This is a genomic window from Clostridium sp. Marseille-QA1073 (genome assembly GCF_054863625.1).
Genome location: NZ_JBSVQM010000005.1, coordinates 55,121 through 71,492, shown reverse-complemented (window position 1 = coordinate 71,492; position 16,372 = coordinate 55,121). Strand labels below are relative to the sequence as shown.

Below are 16,372 nucleotides of genomic sequence, written 5' to 3'. Positions count from 1 at the left end.
TAATGAGGAGGAAATTATGAATGATATAAATTTACAACAACCTAAGATAAAAGAAACAATTCCTCAAAGAATATCAGATGTATTTATTGATTATAAATATTACTTTTTTACTGTCTTAATTCTTTTAATAAAAACAATTCTTTTTATGGCAGTAATAGATTCAGTAGGAGCATCTTCTATTAACTTAAATAGAGTGATAACTAATCTACCAGTAATTCCAATCTATTTAAGTAGTATAATATTACTTTTATCAATAAGTTTGTTGTTCAATCAGAAAACGCAATTTAAAATACTATTTATTTTGAATATAGTAATATCAATCATCATGATAACAGATTTATGTTTTTATAGAAGTTTTTCAAGTTATTTTAATTTATTTGTACTTCAAATGGGGTCTAATACAGAAAACTTAGGAAGTTCTATTCTAGCTATATTTAGGCCAATAGACATTTTATTTTTAATAGATATATTTGTAGCTATTTTCTTATTTAAAAAAAGAAAAACAATAGATTCTAATAAGAAAAAAAGTAAAAAGTTATTTTTTACATTAACCATACTTTCTATTTTATATTTATCCGTAAACTTCTTAAATATAAATGAAAACTTCAAAAGTTTTAGTGGAGAAAAATCTTTTAGTAAAAGTATGATGCCAAATAATAAAATGTTTTATTTAGGACCTATAGGATATCATGTATATGATTTATATAATTTTTATCTAAATGTAAAACCTTATGAATTTTCAAAGGAAAAATCACAAGAAATAGATAATTGGTATAAAAATAATGATGAAAATTTAATAGATAATAAATATAAAGATATGTTTAAAGGAAAAAATTTATTATTTATTCAAGTTGAGTCTCTTGAAAATTTTGTTATAAATAAAGAAATAAATGGTCAAGAAATAACGCCTAATATAAATAAAATGATAAGTAATTCTCTGTATTTTGATAACTTTCATGAACAAGTATGGAATGGAAATAGTTCAGATAGTGATTTAATTATGAATACATCAATTCATCCAGTAAGAGAAGGTTCAACATTTTTTAGATATCCTAATAATACTTATCCACATTCACTTCCAAATTTAATGGAGGGATTAGGATATTCTTCTATTGCTATTCATCCAGATAGTGGAGATTATTGGAATTATAAAAAAGCATTAGCCTCTATTGGATTTGATAAGTTTGTTTCAGCAGAAAATTTAGATACCAGTGAAAAAATAGGATTAGGTATTAGTGATAAATCTTATTTTAATCAAGCCATTAATTTTATAAAAGAACAAAAACAACCTTTTTATGGTTTTACAGTAACTTTAACTAGTCACACTCCTTTTAATCTTCCTAAAGAATATAGAAACCTTAATCTTGATGAGGATTTTGATAAAAATGAATTAGGAGATTATTTTCAATCTGTTAATTACACTGATAGTGCTATAGGAGAGTTTATACAAAAGTTAGATGAGGAAGGTATACTTGATAATACAGTGGTAGTACTTTATGGAGATCATACCGGCGTTCATAAGTATTTTCAAGATAAAATTAATCAAATTGAACCTAAGGAGCAATGGTGGTTAGATAATGAAAATAAAATACCACTATTAATTTATAACAAGGGATTAAAGGGAGAAATTATTTCTACTTATGGAGGGCAAATAGATACGCTTCCTACAGTAGCTTATTTGATGGGAGTAGATAAAGAAAATTATAAATATGCCATGGGAAAAAATTTATTAAACACCAATAAAAACAATGTAATACTTTCTGACTTTAAAGTTAAGGGAAAGGTAACAGAAAGTGATGTTGAACACCTTGAAAATAGTATAGAGCTTTCTGACAAGATTATAAGAGGAGATTATTTTAAGAAAATCTCTAAGTAATAAATAAAAAACTGCTAGATGCACTCTAGCAGTTTTTTATTATTGATAAAGAATAATTCATATTTTATATTTCATATCTTATATGCCAAGGCAAATAAATCTAATTAAATCTACTAATGTATGTGCTGCAATAGCAGAAAATAAATCTCTTTTTCGCTGTAATAACGCAAATAGCAATCCAAATAATAATGATAGCACTATTACACTTCCAATTATGCTATTGATACTAGTTGTTGCTATCATATCGGAGAAATGTAATAAAACATGGGGTATAACCATAATAATGTAGCATAGAAAATTTTCTATTTTTAACTTAGGATTATCCTTTAGTAAATAAACACATATTGCAAACATAAATAAACGAAATGCTATTTCTTCAGAAACTCCTGCTCTTAAAGCAGTTATTAAATACATGCTAGAAAATGAAGGTGATAACTTATGTTGAGACATTCCTAATAATAAGTTAATTATACCTAGCACTCCACCACAAACAATAGCAAGTATAATAGAGCCCAGTATTCCTTTAAAGGTTTTATCCTTAAAAATAGGAACATCAATACTACTATATTTGAACATACATCTTAATCCTATATATGCAATAGTAGTTATAGTCCCATGAATGGGGATTTAACTCCAGCAATAATGCCAAATAGTATTCCTATAAGAATATCTTTCTTCTCAAGTTTCTTTGCTTTACATATCATATAGATTGTAATTATTAATGTGATTGTAGAGCAAATTAAGAATAACCTCTGTGTATAGGGATTTATATTATTTTTATTAATTGGAATTATTAAATTTATAATAAATATAAACAAGAATATTAAGAATACATAAAGTAGCCTTAAATTTTTTCTCATAATGTTACCTCATTCCAAAACCTTTTAATTAAATTATAGCATTGATTTTGATACATTGTATATGAATAAGTAAATATTCACTTTCTTGATTGAGTATTTGTTATTTTCTCAAGATGGTTTATATAAGGATAATTTAATATTTTTTAAGGAATACTATTGTTATTGAAAATATAACAGAAGGTGAGAAAAATGAAGAATGTAAAAGGATTTATAGCATTAATTTTAACTTTCTTTCTATTGACAATATCTATCCCTGCTTTTGGATTGATAGAAGGTGACGATAGTACATCAAATGAAAAGAAAGTTGCTTATTTAACTTTTGATGATGGTCCTTGTGAAGTTACACTAGAAATATTAAAAGTTTTAAAAGAAGAAAATATAAAAGGTACTTTTTTTGTTCTTGGCGAAATGGCTATGGAGAACCCTGAAATATTAAAACAAGTTCAAGATGAGGGACATGGAATCTGCATACACAGCCATTCTCATTTGGATAAAAATTATAGTTCCAAGGAGGCATATTTTCAAGACTATGAAAAATGCTATGTAGATATAAATGATATTACTAAAGAAGAACCTATTATGTATATGAGAATGCCAGGTGGGTCAAGTACTAGAATACCTAATAAAGAAGTATTAAAGGATATAAGAGGTGAATTAGTTAGTAGAGGATTATATTATGTAGATTGGAATGTATCTTTAGAAGATGCTGTAGGAGTTAATATTCCTGTAGAAAAACTGATAAAAAACTTTACAATGGAAATGAATAAGAAAAATTTAGATAAATCTACATTAATGATATTGATGCATGATGGAAATAGCAATAAAACTACTCCTGCTGCATTAAAATATGTAATTAAAGCATTAAAAGAACAAGGATATGAATTTAAAGCTTTAAATGATATTTCTCAAGAAGATCATGATAGGCTTTTAGAAAAGAAAATTATAAACAAACATAATGAGAGTCCTACTTGTGATTCTTTTTGAATTAATTTTTAGACTCTGGGAGTTATAACGAAAAATCATGGCATAAGCCATGGTTTTTTTAATACTCTTTTAAATATTATTAAAAATTAGATGATAAAAAAGAATAAAATTATATAATTATACTATTATTATGAAAAGCTTGGTAAATTTTATTTTAAAAAAATTGTTATATGTGGTATAGTATATAACAAAAAGATATGTGTACATTATTTAAATTTAGCTTTTAATAAAAAATGTATGTATTCATCATAGGAAATAAATAATAAAACAATATTTACGAAAAATGTATAAAGGCTCAAAATTACCTTTGCTAGGGAGATGATTTTATGGTAAGTAATAATTCTATATTTTTTATGATTTTAACTTTTTTAGTAAGTACTATATTGCCTATTTTATTAGTTATATTTTTTTATAAGAAAGAAAAAATTTCTTTAAAAGTAGTATTTATTGGTGCTATAGGCTTTTTATAGCTACTCAAATTTTAGAAGCACCAATTCATAAAATGGTTTTAATAAGCAATAAAACTACTGCAGAACTTTTTAAAAACCCTTGGCTTTATATGTTATATGGTGGCCTTATGGCAGGGATATTTGAAGAGCTGAGCAGATATTTAATGTTTAAGTTTGTTTTAAAAGATAATAGAAAGTGGAAAGATGGTCTTGCCTATGGCATTGGTCATGGGGGCATAGAGGCAATGTTAATAGTAGGAATGACTTTTTTTAACAATATTATAATGGCATTTCAAATAAATAGTGGAAGCTTTGAAAAACTATTGCAAGTGGAAGGAGCACCAGTAGAAGCATTAAAGACAGTATATATACAAATGGTAAGCTCACCAAGTTATATATGGGCAATAGCTTCGATTGAGAGAATTTGCGCAATAATAATTCAAACTGCCTTATCATTAATAGTTCTTTATGCTTTAAAAGAAAGAAAAAAAATTTACTTATTCTTAGCTATATTGATACATGCAGTAATAGATTTTCCAGCAGCACTTCATCAAGCAGGAGTAATAAAAAGTATTGCTATAATTGAAGAATTTTCAATTATAGTAGCGGTTATAGCTTTAGCATTTATAGTAAAGAGTAAAAGTTATTTAGTGATAAGAAAATTAATTCTAATTTAATTGATTAATATAGTATAAAGTTATATAGGATAAATAGTAAAATTATTATTTAAAAGCTAACAAATATTAAATACTTAGGACTTAAGTCCTAAGCATTTAATATTTTATATAAATTTGTACTTTAGTAAGCCTAAAAGTGAATAAATGATTCTAAATTCTTAATTTAAATTTTAAAATTAATCTCTACTTCTAATATCTATAGAACCCATGCTGCTATTTGCAATAATTCTATTATTACTATTATTGATATTTCCATCTATTTCAGAACCTTTATGAATAGAGGTATTTAAAGGAAAATCACAGCTAACAGATCCCATGCTAGTTTTTGCTGAAAAGAAAAACTCAGATTTTTTAGGAAGAGTTAGTTTTATAGAACCCATAGATGCTTCTAAATCTACATTATTATTAAATTCATCGTATTCTATATTTATTTCTCCCATGCTATTTTCAGCTTTTAAATTTCCTCTAAAATTTTTATATTAGCTGAACCCATAGAAAGTTCAATTTCACTTTCTTTAGTATATATCTTATCTCCAGTTAAGTCTCCCATACTATTATCATATTCAAAGTAGTTGCAATTAATATTACTTATAAGGGATTTACCCATAGATAGAAGCTTTTATTCTAAATTATCTAAATCTAAGTTGTTTAAATTTATATCTCTAATTTAACTGTCTAAAGATAGAGCTTTATTATAATTTTTTAGGAATCACAACTTCTAAGGATATTCTACTATTTTCAAAATTTAAATTTTAAGACTTGATCTGTTTGTTGTATTTAATTTCTTTTTTGCTTCTGTGCCATAGGAATTAACATTTAGAGTTGGAACTGAATTTTTAAAAAAACTTTCATTGTAACTAAAAATTAATTTTACATCTTTTCTATCCTCTGAGGTAATCTTTATGCTTCCTAAAGCAGCATCAAGATCAATATTATTTATGTTATCTATTGATAAGTTTTTTTCTGTTCTAAATTGAACTCCAGTACTATTATCACTATTATTTATTACAACATTTTTATTTGAACTAAATAAAAATATTATGCCACTTAGGAAAAAACAGAGAAACATCACTCCTAGTAAAACATAAATAATTTTTTCATCTTAGAATTATTGGTCATAATCCTCACTCCTAAATAAAGAATATTAAATTTTATATCTATATTGTCCTTATATTTTAATAATACATGAATTTGAATTACATATTATATAAATAAAATAATTGATAATATAGAATATTTAATAAAATGAAACATAATTATAAATTTATATATTTTATAATCTAAAATATAACTTTAGTATAACAAGTATTTAGAAGAAAAGAATTTATGATTTAGATATTCTAAATTTTTTCATATAAATATTAAATTGATTACAATATTGTGAGGGGGATATTTATGAGAGCATTGTTAGTTTTAGATATGCAAAATTACATATTGGGTCAAAAAGACTTTGGGGAAGAAAAAGATAAAATAAAAAATTTAATTCATATATTTAGAGAAAAGGGCGAAATAGTTATATTTACAAGACATATAGAGAATATAAAAGAAAGTCCTTTTAATAAGAATAACAATTCTTCAGAAATCCATGAAGAATTTGATAATTTATATGATTATGTAATTGAAAAAACAACTCTTAGCGCTTTTTATAAAACTAATTTAGAAAAAGTATTAAAGGCAGAGAATATAGATGAATTAATTGTTACAGGATTTAATACAGAATATTGTTGTATGTTTACGTCTATTGCTGCTTTTGATAAAGGATATAATGTGACTTTTATACAGGATGCTACTGGCACAGTAAATAGTGGAGAAATATATGGTGTTAAAGACATAGATATTAAGAGATTTTTAGGTTCTATAATGAGTTTGTCTAATGCTATTAAAGTTTTAGATTATGATGAATTTTTAAATAAATAGATAGTATTACTAAGAACTTATTTAAATTATTAATAGATAATCTTATAAAATATGTTCAAAAATAACTAGTAATTTTACTAGTTATTTTTCAATGTGGTTATGTTGTTTTCTCATTATTTGATGATATAATATTAATATACAGATATTTGGGAATATTTTTAATATTTAGATATATTAATTTATACAAGGGGGCAAAAGAGAGGGAGCTATGGGGAAAGAAAAAGTGATTGTTGTGGCAGATATTCATGCTAATATCCATGCTTTAAATGTTTTTTTAGATTATTTACAGAATCAAAATGAAGATGTACAATATATTCTTAACTTAGGAGATTTTATTCAAGAAGGTCCTAATCCAATAGAAGTTTTTGATATTGTTATGAATGATAAAAGATTTGTAAATATCTTAGGAAATAATGAGCATATATTAATAAATAGAGATTTTGAAAATTTTCCAAAGGGAGAAATCGAGCATCAAAATTGGAACATTGAGCTTTTAGGTGAAGAGAGAATTTGTAGATTAAAAACTTTACCAACAGAAAGAGTTATTAATATTTGCGGTAAGAAGATACTTATGGTACATTCTAGAATAGATAGTATGACTGACTTACCTTTACTATACAAAGAAGTTACTTTAGATAAGTACACAGAAGATTATGGAGATATTTGTGATTATGTGTTAATTGGACATACTCATTATCAAAGTTTAGTTAAACATTGGAGTGGTAAACCAATAATAAATCCTGGTTCAATAGGATGTTCTAGAGATGGTCTTGTAAGCTTTGCAATTCTAGAATTTGATGGAAAAGTTATGGATGTTAGTTTTAAAACTTTAAATTATGATTTAGATGCTGTAGTTATGGACTTTTTTAAATATAATGTTCCAGATAAGGAACATATTCTAAAGTTTATATATGGAATGAATTAAGTAATAAGATGCGAAACTTTGAAATTGTATATTAATATAGTATACAATTTTTAATTATTAGCTCTTAATTATCTTTAGGAGGAGAAATTATGAAACCGAAAGTATTTATAGCTCAAAATGTATCAAGGGAAGTAGAGAATTATATAGAAAAGTATTGTGATTATGAAATCTGGAATTCAGATGAAAAAATACCTAGGGATTTATTACTAAAATCTATAGCTGATGTAGATGGGCTCATTCAATTTGGTGCTAAAATTGATAAAGAATTATTAGATGCAGCACCTAAATTAAAAGTGGTAAGTAATGTGACAGTAGGATATGATAATTTTGACTTAGCAGAAATGAAAAAAAGAAATATAATAGGTACAAATACACCATATGTATTAGATAATACTGTAGCAGATCTAGTTTTTGCACTTATACTTTCTACTTCTAGAAGAGTAGTAGAACTTGATAAATTTATAAGAGATGGAAAGTGGAATAAAGATATAGATAAAGAAAATTTCGGAGTAGATGTTTATAATAAAACTTTAGGAATTATAGGAATGGGAAGAATAGGAGAGAAAATTGCAAAAAGAGGTAAGTTTGGCTTTGATATGGAGGTAATTTATTGTAATAGACATAGAAACTTAGAAGTGGAAGAAAAGCTAGATGTAAAATATAGTACCTTTGATGAACTTTTAATAAAGCCAGACTTTATTGTTATTATGACTCCACTTAATGAAGAAACAAAAAAATTAATAGATTATAGAGAATTTAACCTTATGAAGCAATCTTCTATATTTATAAATGCTTCAAGAGGCCAAACTGTAAATGAATCCGCTTTGATAGACGCACTTGAAAAGAACAAAATTCGCGGTGCAGGACTAGACGTATTTTATAAAGAACCTATAGATAAAGATAATCCTTTACTAAAAATGGATAATGTTGTACTATTACCTCATATAGGCTCAGCTACTTTAAAAACTCGTAATGAAATGGCAATGTTGGCAGCTAAAAATATGGTATCTGCTTTAATTGGAGAACCTGTTCCTAATATAGTGAAAGAATTAAAGTTACTTTAAAAATAAATTAATTTATTTATAACTTACTATATGTAGGTTATTTTTATCTTATAGTGAGTAAAATAGAATAATTTAAAACTATATAACTACAAGTAACTTGGAAAGTTAATATATCTTAAAGGAAAATAATAAAATTAATAGAATATAACTGTAAGTAAAATATGGAGGTAAACAATTATGAAAGTATTTACTAGTCCAAAGGATTATTTAATTCCTATAACCAAGAATTTAGGTGGAAAATTTCAAAATGATTTTTATTTAAGATTAATTGCTATAGAAAATGATTTTAATGAAAATATTGTTTTAAATTCAATTTCTTTTATTTTATTTAATAACAAGAGAGAAGCATTAAAAGAAATAAGTTATAGGGGGAACACACTTGAAAAGAGGGCAGAGAATAGTATTGAAGAATTAAATATTTATAGAGAAAATATAATTTATGAATGTTTAGGATTAGAAAAATTTTGGAATAATAATAGCTTAAGTGCAAACCTAACAATATCGCCAAATAAGCAGTTTGTAATTATGGCGGAATATTTTAATTTAATTACCCATGATGAAATTGAAAAAGTGGAAATAGTTATAAATTATAATATAAATAATGAAAATATAAACCATACCCATAGTCTTTCACTTAAAGCTTATGAGGTAAAAAATCCTTATGTTTTTCCTGTAAAGGGAACTTGGATAGCTACAGATATCTATTCTTCTATTGATAGCCATAGATGGTGTTATAATTCAGAGTTTGCTTTTGATTTAGGTCAACTTAATGAGGATTTTATGCTTATAAGTAAAGAGGGAATGGAAAATGAAGAATATGTCCATTATGGAAAAGAAATAGTGGCTATTGGGGATGGAACGGTAATAGAAGCTTATAATGATTTTCCAGAGTATTCACTAGGATATAAGAATAAATTAGAAAGAAGTCATTATGATAATCTTGAAAAGATTCATGGCCCTGTTCCACGTTCTGCAGGAAATTATGTTGTTATAGAACATGCAAATAATGAATACTCCTTTTACTGTCATATGATACCAAATAGTGTTCAAGTAAAGAAAGGTCAAAAAGTTAAAGCAGGAGAAGTACTAGGTAAATTAGGTAATAGTGGTAATTCAAATTGTCCTCATCTTCATTTTCATTTAATGGATGGACCTAATAAGCTTGCAGCAAGAGGATTACCTTGTAATTTTACAAATATAAAAGATATAACAAATGAAGAAATAAACTCTATTGACGAAGATTCTATGATAATAAAAACATTTTAATTTAGTATACTATATAGGAGAAAAGCATGATAAAAGATGAATTAAGACAATGGAGTTTAGCTGCCATTGTAGGTATTATTTTAGCATTAGGTATAAATTGTTTTTTATTCTTTATTTGTAAAATACCTTCTGCTTCCATGGAACCAACAATAATGTCAGGAGATCGACTTATTGCTACAAGGGTATATAATAAAGATAAAATAAAAAATGGAGAAATTGTAGTGTTTTATTCTGAAGAAGAAAACCAATTACTAATAAAAAGAGTAATTGGTATAGGTGGAGATAAAATTAAAATTCAAGATAATGGTGAAGTTTTTGTTAATGATAAAAAATTAGAAGAAAGTTATGTTTTAAACAATGAAGAAGTAGGAGGAGAATACTTAGTTCCTAAAGATCATTTCTTTTTTCTAGGAGATAACAGAGCAAGATCTTTCGATAGCCGAAAATGGGATAATCCATATATTCATAAAAAAGATATTAAAGGAAAAGCAAGAATTATAATTTATCCTTTTAATAGAATTAAAATTATGTAGTATTAGTATAAATTACTTTTTATAATACAAAGTTTATAATTAAATCAGAAATTTCTAAAGTTATGCATTGAATAAATATTAATTAAGTCTACAATTTTATTGTAGGCTCTTTTTCTTTTATATATTTTTTTATATAATCAATAGAGAAAATTATTTAATAATTATTATTACAAAATTTTATTAGCTAAGGGGTGAGAAAAATTACAGAAGAACAAATTATTGCTATGCTTGAAAGAGATCCGATCTTAATAAGGAATATTTCAATTCCTACACAAGAAATGAAGTTTACAGCACTTAGAAAAAATGGAACGGTAATAAAATATTTAAAAAATCCTACAGAAGAGATGAAAAAGATAGCATTAAGAAGCAATATATGGTCAATAGAATTTATTGATAATCCTAGTGAAGAAATGTGTATATATGTAGTTAAAGAAGCTTGGAATACTTTAAAATTTATAAAAAATCCTAGTGAGGATTTAATTAAGTTAGGTATAGAACAAAAAGGATGGGCGATACAATATATAAAAGATCCAAGTGAAGAATTGCAACTTATGGCTGTAGAAAAGGATTTTGATTCTATAAAATATATAAAAAATCCAACTGAAAAAGTAAAACTTGCAGCAGTAACTTTTAATTATAATGCTTTAAGATTTATTGACAATCCTTCTACAGAAGTTGAACTTACAGCGATTAAACAAAATGAAGCAGCCTTAAATTTTATAGAAAATATAGATGAAGAGAAAAAACTATTATTTTTAAAGGAAAATGTACTTGTAATGAAGTATTTTAAGGATAGTATTCCTATTGAAAAGGTAGAAAAAGTATTTATAGATAAATTTAATGATGAAAATATAGATGAAAAATATGTAATAGATTTCTTAAATTGCAGTAGTATAGAAAAAAATAATAATAATATATCTATGGATAAAGTTCTTTTTATATACAAATATGGAAGTAAAAAATCAAAAAGAATTGTAGTAGATCAGAGGCTAAGTTATTAAGGAGGAAACTATGAATTTTGTAGATACACTATTAAGTGCTGAACTGGTTATTAAAACTAATTCGGTACCTTTAATTATTGGAGAAAGCGGCATAGGGAAGACTGCTCTTGCCAAAAGTCTTGCTGAGAGGAATAGTTATCATTTAATTGTTATAGATGGAAATCTTTTAAAGGAGGGGGAAATAGGTGGTCTGCCTACAGTAGAGGATTATATAGAATTTAATAAAGAAGGGTCGGAAGTCAAAAAGAGAAGAACAGTGTATGCTATTCACACAAAACTTCAAGAAATTGATAATGCTACAATTAACGGTAGAGAAGTACTATTATTTATAGATGAAATCAATCGATGTGAACATACAGTACAACAAGAATTGATGAACTTAATACTAAATAGAGAGATAAATGGTTACAGTTTACCTGACAATGTTAGTATATTAGCAGCTATGAATCCTTCAAATAAATATAATAGTTTCGAGGATACTGACTATCAAGTAGTAGATATGGATCCTGCACAAGAAAATAGATTTGTATGGTTAGAGATGGAGAGTGATGTTAAAAGCTGGCTTCAATGGGCAATTGAAAATAATTTAAATAATAAAGTAGTAGAATTTATTTCAACTTTTCCAGAGTATTTACATACTTCAACTTTAGAAGAAACCGTTAAGGCTACACCTAGAAGTTGGGAGAGAGTTTCAAAGAGTTATAATTACTATAAAAATAATGAAGAAAACATACCATCAAGGATATTTTTTAATGTTTTAAATGGAAATGTAGGTACTAAAATTGCACAAGAATTTATTAGTTTTATTGAAAGTAGCAATGAACCTTTAATAAGCTATGAAGAAATATTTGAAAAGGAGAGTTTTTCACAGGAATTAAAAGATAAAGTGAAAAATGAAAGTCATTCTAGACTTTATTTAACCTCAAAGAATGTGTTATTTTATCTAGAAAATAAAGCTAATAAGGAAAGGGAGATAAAAATATTTTCGGATTTTCTTCAACTATATCCTGTAGACTTAAAGGTAGGGATAATGCAAGAAATAAAAGAAAATCATAAGAACTTATATTCTAAGTTCTTATGTAATGATGATTTTGTTGAAGGATATTTTAAAGCTTATAGTGAGGTGAAAAACTAGGAGGTGTTTTTATGGATAATAAATTTGAGAATTTAAGAAAACAACTCTATGAGGAAATAAGTGAATTAAAGAAAAAAGATGATTTAAAAGAAAGTTTTAATAAAAAATTTTTTCAAATTATAGATATGGTAAACTTTTCACTGATGGAAGATAGAGATAATTTTTATGGACATTTTCTTCTTCATATGAAAAGAAATATTAATTTAGAAATAGCTACACCTACTGGAATAACAGCAAGCATTTCAAATTTTACTATACATTTTAATCCGTTACTTTTTATTCAATGTAGCTTAGAACAGATGCAAGGTCAAATTAAGCATGAAATTCATCATATTTTATCGTTACATTTAAATAGGGCAAAAGATTTAAAGAAAAAATATAGTACATTAGCCTTAAATATAGCCATGGATTTAGCAGTTAATCAATATATAGATAATCTACCACCATATTCTATTACTATAGATTGGGTTAATTTAAAGTATGGAGTTAAACTAGAACCTTTTAGTACTATGGAATATTATACGGATAAAATACAAAAAGTATTGGATCTTTTAGATGAAGATAGCGATTCTGAGGAAGATGACACTAAGGCAAATGATGAAATTGCTGACGAATATAATCCAGAAACAACTCATGATATATGGGAATTTTCAGAGAAAATAGATGAAAAACTTTTAAAAGAACTTACTAAAAAACATGTTGATAAAGCATGGAAAGGTCATTTACCTGTATTTATAGATACTATGATTAAAGATTTAAATGGAAAAACTGCAGAAATTCCTTGGAATATATATTTAAAAAGACTTATGGGAAACATACCTAGTGGATATAAAAAAACTATAACTAGAAGGAATAGAAGGCAACCAGAAAGATATGATTTAAGAGGAGTCTTATCCAAACAAATCGCTAAGATTACCATAGCAATTGACATAAGTGGAAGTATTAGTGATGAAGAAATCGAACAGGCATTTATAGAGATTTTTTCTATTGTAAAAAATTATAATCATAAAATAACAATAGTTGAATGTGATAGTGAGATAAGAAGAGTTTATACTGTGAAATCTATTATAGACTTAAAGAAAAAAGTTGATACAAAAGGTGGTACAAAATTTTCTCCAGTTTTTGATTTTGTTAATAAAAATAAAAGTAATATACTTATATATTTTACTGATGGTGAAGGTGAAGAGAGACTTAAAGTTACGCCTAAAGGATATAAAATTCTTTGGATTATCAGTGGAAGAGGAGATAAGCTATCACTAGCAAAGCCTTTTGGTGTAGTGAAAAAATTAAAAAGAATTGAAGTTGTAGATAATATAGATATGTATGATGTAAGAAATGATGGCTGGTCTATGAATAGTCAACAACCAGTTGAGGAATAATTCAATTAATTTATTACTGTTACTAAAAGGTAGATTTAATTATAGTTTATAAATGCTAGAGCTTTCCCTAAGAGAGAAGCTCTAGCATTTAATTTTTAAAGCTATATAATAATCTTAAATTTTTTATCTGTTGACTATAGTGAATGAATTTCAATCCCTGCCATTTTAAGCAGATATAATGCGTTTTTAGTTTTACTTACACCTTCTCTCAATTTATAGTCAAAATGAATACTGTTATCAACATAGTATTCTCTAAAATTATAATTTTTAATTTTAGAGTTTTCTGTAGCAAGATCACAGAGCTCTAGATCATGAGTGGATACCATTCCTAAAGTATTTTTTTTGCTTAATTGATTTATTAAAACCTTAGCACCTATATGTCTATCTGTAGAGTTGGTACCTTTAAATATTTCATCTAATAAAAAGAATATAGGAACATTATCCTTTGAAGCTTCAATTAAAGACTTCACTCTAAGAATTTCTGCATAAAAAGAAGAAATACTTTCTTCAAGATTATCAACAATTCTCATGCAGGTGTAAATTTTCATTTTGCTACATTTAAAGCTAGAAGCAGCTACTTTAGTTCCACTATATGAAAGCACCATATTAAGTCCTATAGTCCTAAGTAAGGTACTTTTTCCAGACATATTAGAACCAGTAATTAATGCTATAGAATTAATATTGTTTAAAGAGAAACTGTTTGATACTGCTTTTTCTCCTAATAGGGGATGATGAGCTTCTTTAGTTTCTAGCATAAGATTATTTTTTTCAAAAGATGGAAAGCTGTAATTAGGATTATCATGATTTATTAGCGCTAAGCTACAAAGAGCTTCAATTTCCCCAACAACTTCTACATATTTTTGAATGTTTTTTCCATAAGATTTTTTCCAATTTTCAAGGCCTAATATAGCCCTATAATCCATTAAAAATAATATGTTTAATGGAAAATATAAAAAGTTTTTTCTATCTTGAATAAGAGAAATTATTTTAGAAAGTTCTTTTATTTGATAATTTACTTTTTTATTTTTATTACCCTTTAAGTCTTGTTGAAGTTTTTTTAGATAACTGCTTTTAAAATGTTTGTTTTCAAAGTGCTCTATCATTGAGCCATAGGCATAGATATCTTCTTTATATTTAAAAATTTCGCTTAGAAGAACTTCTCTATTTTTTACATCTACTATTAAAAGAATAATTTGAAATCCTATTAAGATCTTTCCTATGTTAAAAGATAAACTAGGGATAAACAAAGGCAATATTAAAAATATTATTGTTATTAAAGGAAAAATTTTAATAGCTATGGCAACTATAGGCTTTAAATAAATTTTATTATAGAAACTTCCCCAAGTTATAAGTTCAGAAGGATCTTTAAACTCATCTTTAATTTTTTCGCCTTCACTAATGAACCTTTGCATAAAGCTTAAATTAGAGGCAATTTCTTCTATAGCAACTTGCCTTTCATATATTTCCTCAATAGAAAAATTTGTTTCTCCACAAAGAACTGCTTTTAATTTATGCCTTCCTAAAAAGCTATTACAGCAGTTTATCATTTGAAAAAGCGAGCCTTTACCTAGAATATCTAAATCCATAGCATAGTTATGATTTTTTATCATTAAATCTTCTCCAGTATCAGAGAAACTTTTCCATTTACCTGCAACTCTATCAATAGATTTTTTATTTAGATTTTTAATAGTCATTATAAGAGTTTTTTTCATTTCAAGATTTTTATGTATATTTCCTAAAAGAAAAAATGCTATTAAAAAAGCAATAAAAGTTAAGGAAGACAAGGAATAAATTCCTTTTTTGTATAAAAGAAAAAATACTAAAAGTGATATTATAACCAAAATAAGTCTTAATTTACTAATGAAATTCATTAATTTATCTTGGCATTTTTCAAGATGTTCAAAGGCTGATACTCTTCTTTCATATTTTTTTACAAGGTTTTTCATCACACACCTCCTGTATCTATATATTACCATTATTTTTTAAATATACAACTTTAATCAATACACGTTTCAAAATTCACAATACACAATTGTGATTAAAATTAGTTTTAATCAAACTAATTTCTTTAATGGATTTTTAGCTAGCAATGCAATTGCTAGTTATTCTGTGGCGAACACTGTTCGCCGCTACAACTAATTAATTTAAAATTTCTCAGTCTGTGCTGAGAAATGTTCACAATTGCGAATTTTGCATTGTGAATTGAATACTTTCTAGCATTTAATAAATCAATAATTAAGTGGGAAGCCTATAATAAGGAACTAAGTTATTTTTTAAAAATATAAGTAGAAAAGTTTATAAAGTTG

Annotated in this window: 18 protein-coding genes; 12 read left to right on the top strand and 6 right to left on the bottom strand. The window is 25.8% G+C overall.

Annotated elements, in window-relative coordinates; translation table 11 throughout:
• The first annotated feature begins 16 nt into the window (after window positions 1-16).
• Window positions 17-1,876 (top strand): LTA synthase family protein, encoded by a 1,860-nt coding sequence (locus ACY1IQ_RS06020; protein WP_461613115.1) that lies wholly within the window; start codon window positions 17-19, stop codon window positions 1,874-1,876.
• 78 nt (window positions 1,877-1,954) lie between these two features.
• Here ACY1IQ_RS06020 and ACY1IQ_RS06015 read toward each other — a convergent pair whose 3' ends face one another.
• Window positions 1,955-2,452 carry a CPBP family glutamic-type intramembrane protease gene (locus ACY1IQ_RS06015; RefSeq protein WP_461613114.1) on the bottom strand — a complete coding sequence of 166 codons (498 nt, stop codon included), beginning with the start codon at window positions 2,450-2,452 and terminating at the stop codon, window positions 1,955-1,957.
• 29 nt (window positions 2,453-2,481) lie between these two features.
• Window positions 2,482-2,736, bottom strand: a complete 255-nt coding sequence (locus ACY1IQ_RS06010; protein ID WP_461613113.1) for a hypothetical protein — start codon at window positions 2,734-2,736, stop codon at window positions 2,482-2,484.
• Between the two features lie 189 nt (window positions 2,737-2,925).
• Here ACY1IQ_RS06010 and ACY1IQ_RS06005 point away from each other — a divergent pair, with 189 nt between their 5' ends.
• The 3 genes from ACY1IQ_RS06005 (at window position 2,926) to ACY1IQ_RS05995 (ending at window position 4,846) form a co-directional block, all read left to right on the top strand.
• Window positions 2,926-3,720 (top strand): polysaccharide deacetylase family protein, encoded by a 795-nt coding sequence (locus ACY1IQ_RS06005; protein ID WP_461613112.1) that lies wholly within the window; start codon window positions 2,926-2,928, stop codon window positions 3,718-3,720.
• Between the two features lie 326 nt (window positions 3,721-4,046).
• Complete coding sequence (locus ACY1IQ_RS06000) at window positions 4,047-4,190, top strand: hypothetical protein (RefSeq protein ID WP_461613111.1); 144 nt, start codon at window positions 4,047-4,049, stop codon at window positions 4,188-4,190.
• Window positions 4,191-4,222: 32 nt separating this feature from the next.
• On the top strand, window positions 4,223-4,846 hold the full coding sequence (locus ACY1IQ_RS05995; RefSeq protein ID WP_461613110.1) for a YhfC family intramembrane metalloprotease: 624 nt from the start codon (window positions 4,223-4,225) through the stop codon (window positions 4,844-4,846).
• Window positions 4,847-5,022: 176 nt separating this feature from the next.
• Here ACY1IQ_RS05995 and ACY1IQ_RS05990 read toward each other — a convergent pair whose 3' ends face one another.
• The 3 genes from ACY1IQ_RS05990 to ACY1IQ_RS05980 all read right to left on the bottom strand — a co-directional run bounded on the left by ACY1IQ_RS05990 (window position 5,023) and on the right by ACY1IQ_RS05980 (window position 5,915).
• The gene (locus ACY1IQ_RS05990) at window positions 5,023-5,286 is read right to left on the bottom strand and encodes a DUF4097 family beta strand repeat-containing protein (protein WP_461613109.1); all 264 of its coding nucleotides are present in this window, start codon (window positions 5,284-5,286) and stop codon (window positions 5,023-5,025) included.
• 14 nt (window positions 5,287-5,300) lie between these two features.
• Window positions 5,301-5,453 carry a hypothetical protein gene (locus ACY1IQ_RS05985; protein ID WP_461613108.1) on the bottom strand — a complete coding sequence of 51 codons (153 nt, stop codon included), beginning with the start codon at window positions 5,451-5,453 and terminating at the stop codon, window positions 5,301-5,303.
• A 138-nt stretch (window positions 5,454-5,591) separates the two neighbouring features.
• Window positions 5,592-5,915 (bottom strand): hypothetical protein, encoded by a 324-nt coding sequence (locus tag ACY1IQ_RS05980; protein ID WP_461613107.1) that lies wholly within the window; start codon window positions 5,913-5,915, stop codon window positions 5,592-5,594.
• Window positions 5,916-6,241: 326 nt separating this feature from the next.
• Here ACY1IQ_RS05980 and ACY1IQ_RS05975 point away from each other — a divergent pair, with 326 nt between their 5' ends.
• The 8 genes from ACY1IQ_RS05975 (at window position 6,242) to ACY1IQ_RS05940 (ending at window position 14,066) form a co-directional block, all read left to right on the top strand.
• On the top strand, window positions 6,242-6,763 hold the full coding sequence (locus ACY1IQ_RS05975) for a cysteine hydrolase family protein (protein WP_461613106.1): 522 nt from the start codon (window positions 6,242-6,244) through the stop codon (window positions 6,761-6,763).
• A 208-nt stretch (window positions 6,764-6,971) separates the two neighbouring features.
• Complete coding sequence (locus ACY1IQ_RS05970) at window positions 6,972-7,688, top strand: metallophosphoesterase family protein (protein ID WP_461613105.1); 717 nt, start codon at window positions 6,972-6,974, stop codon at window positions 7,686-7,688.
• Between the two features lie 89 nt (window positions 7,689-7,777).
• A complete protein-coding gene (locus ACY1IQ_RS05965) occupies window positions 7,778-8,752 on the top strand; it encodes a 2-hydroxyacid dehydrogenase (protein ID WP_461613104.1) in 975 nt (324 codons plus the stop codon).
• Between the two features lie 177 nt (window positions 8,753-8,929).
• Entirely contained in the window at window positions 8,930-10,018 is a 1,089-nt protein-coding gene (locus ACY1IQ_RS05960; protein WP_461613103.1) for a M23 family metallopeptidase, read from the top strand.
• Between the two features lie 26 nt (window positions 10,019-10,044).
• On the top strand, window positions 10,045-10,551 hold the full coding sequence (lepB, locus tag ACY1IQ_RS05955) for a signal peptidase I (protein ID WP_461613102.1): 507 nt from the start codon (window positions 10,045-10,047) through the stop codon (window positions 10,549-10,551).
• Window positions 10,552-10,742: 191 nt separating this feature from the next.
• Window positions 10,743-11,552, top strand: coding sequence for a hypothetical protein (locus ACY1IQ_RS05950; protein ID WP_461613101.1), 810 nt, complete (start codon window positions 10,743-10,745; stop codon window positions 11,550-11,552).
• A gap of 10 nt (window positions 11,553-11,562) precedes the next feature.
• Window positions 11,563-12,687 carry an AAA family ATPase gene (locus ACY1IQ_RS05945; RefSeq protein ID WP_461613100.1) on the top strand — a complete coding sequence of 375 codons (1,125 nt, stop codon included), beginning with the start codon at window positions 11,563-11,565 and terminating at the stop codon, window positions 12,685-12,687.
• 11 nt (window positions 12,688-12,698) lie between these two features.
• Complete coding sequence (locus ACY1IQ_RS05940) at window positions 12,699-14,066, top strand: vWA domain-containing protein (protein WP_461613099.1); 1,368 nt, start codon at window positions 12,699-12,701, stop codon at window positions 14,064-14,066.
• Window positions 14,067-14,200: 134 nt separating this feature from the next.
• Here the strand turns inward: ACY1IQ_RS05940 and ACY1IQ_RS05935 are convergent, their stop codons facing one another.
• Window positions 14,201-16,012, bottom strand: coding sequence for a MutS-related protein (locus ACY1IQ_RS05935; protein WP_461613098.1), 1,812 nt, complete (start codon window positions 16,010-16,012; stop codon window positions 14,201-14,203).
• Window positions 16,013-16,372: the final 360 nt, after the last annotated feature.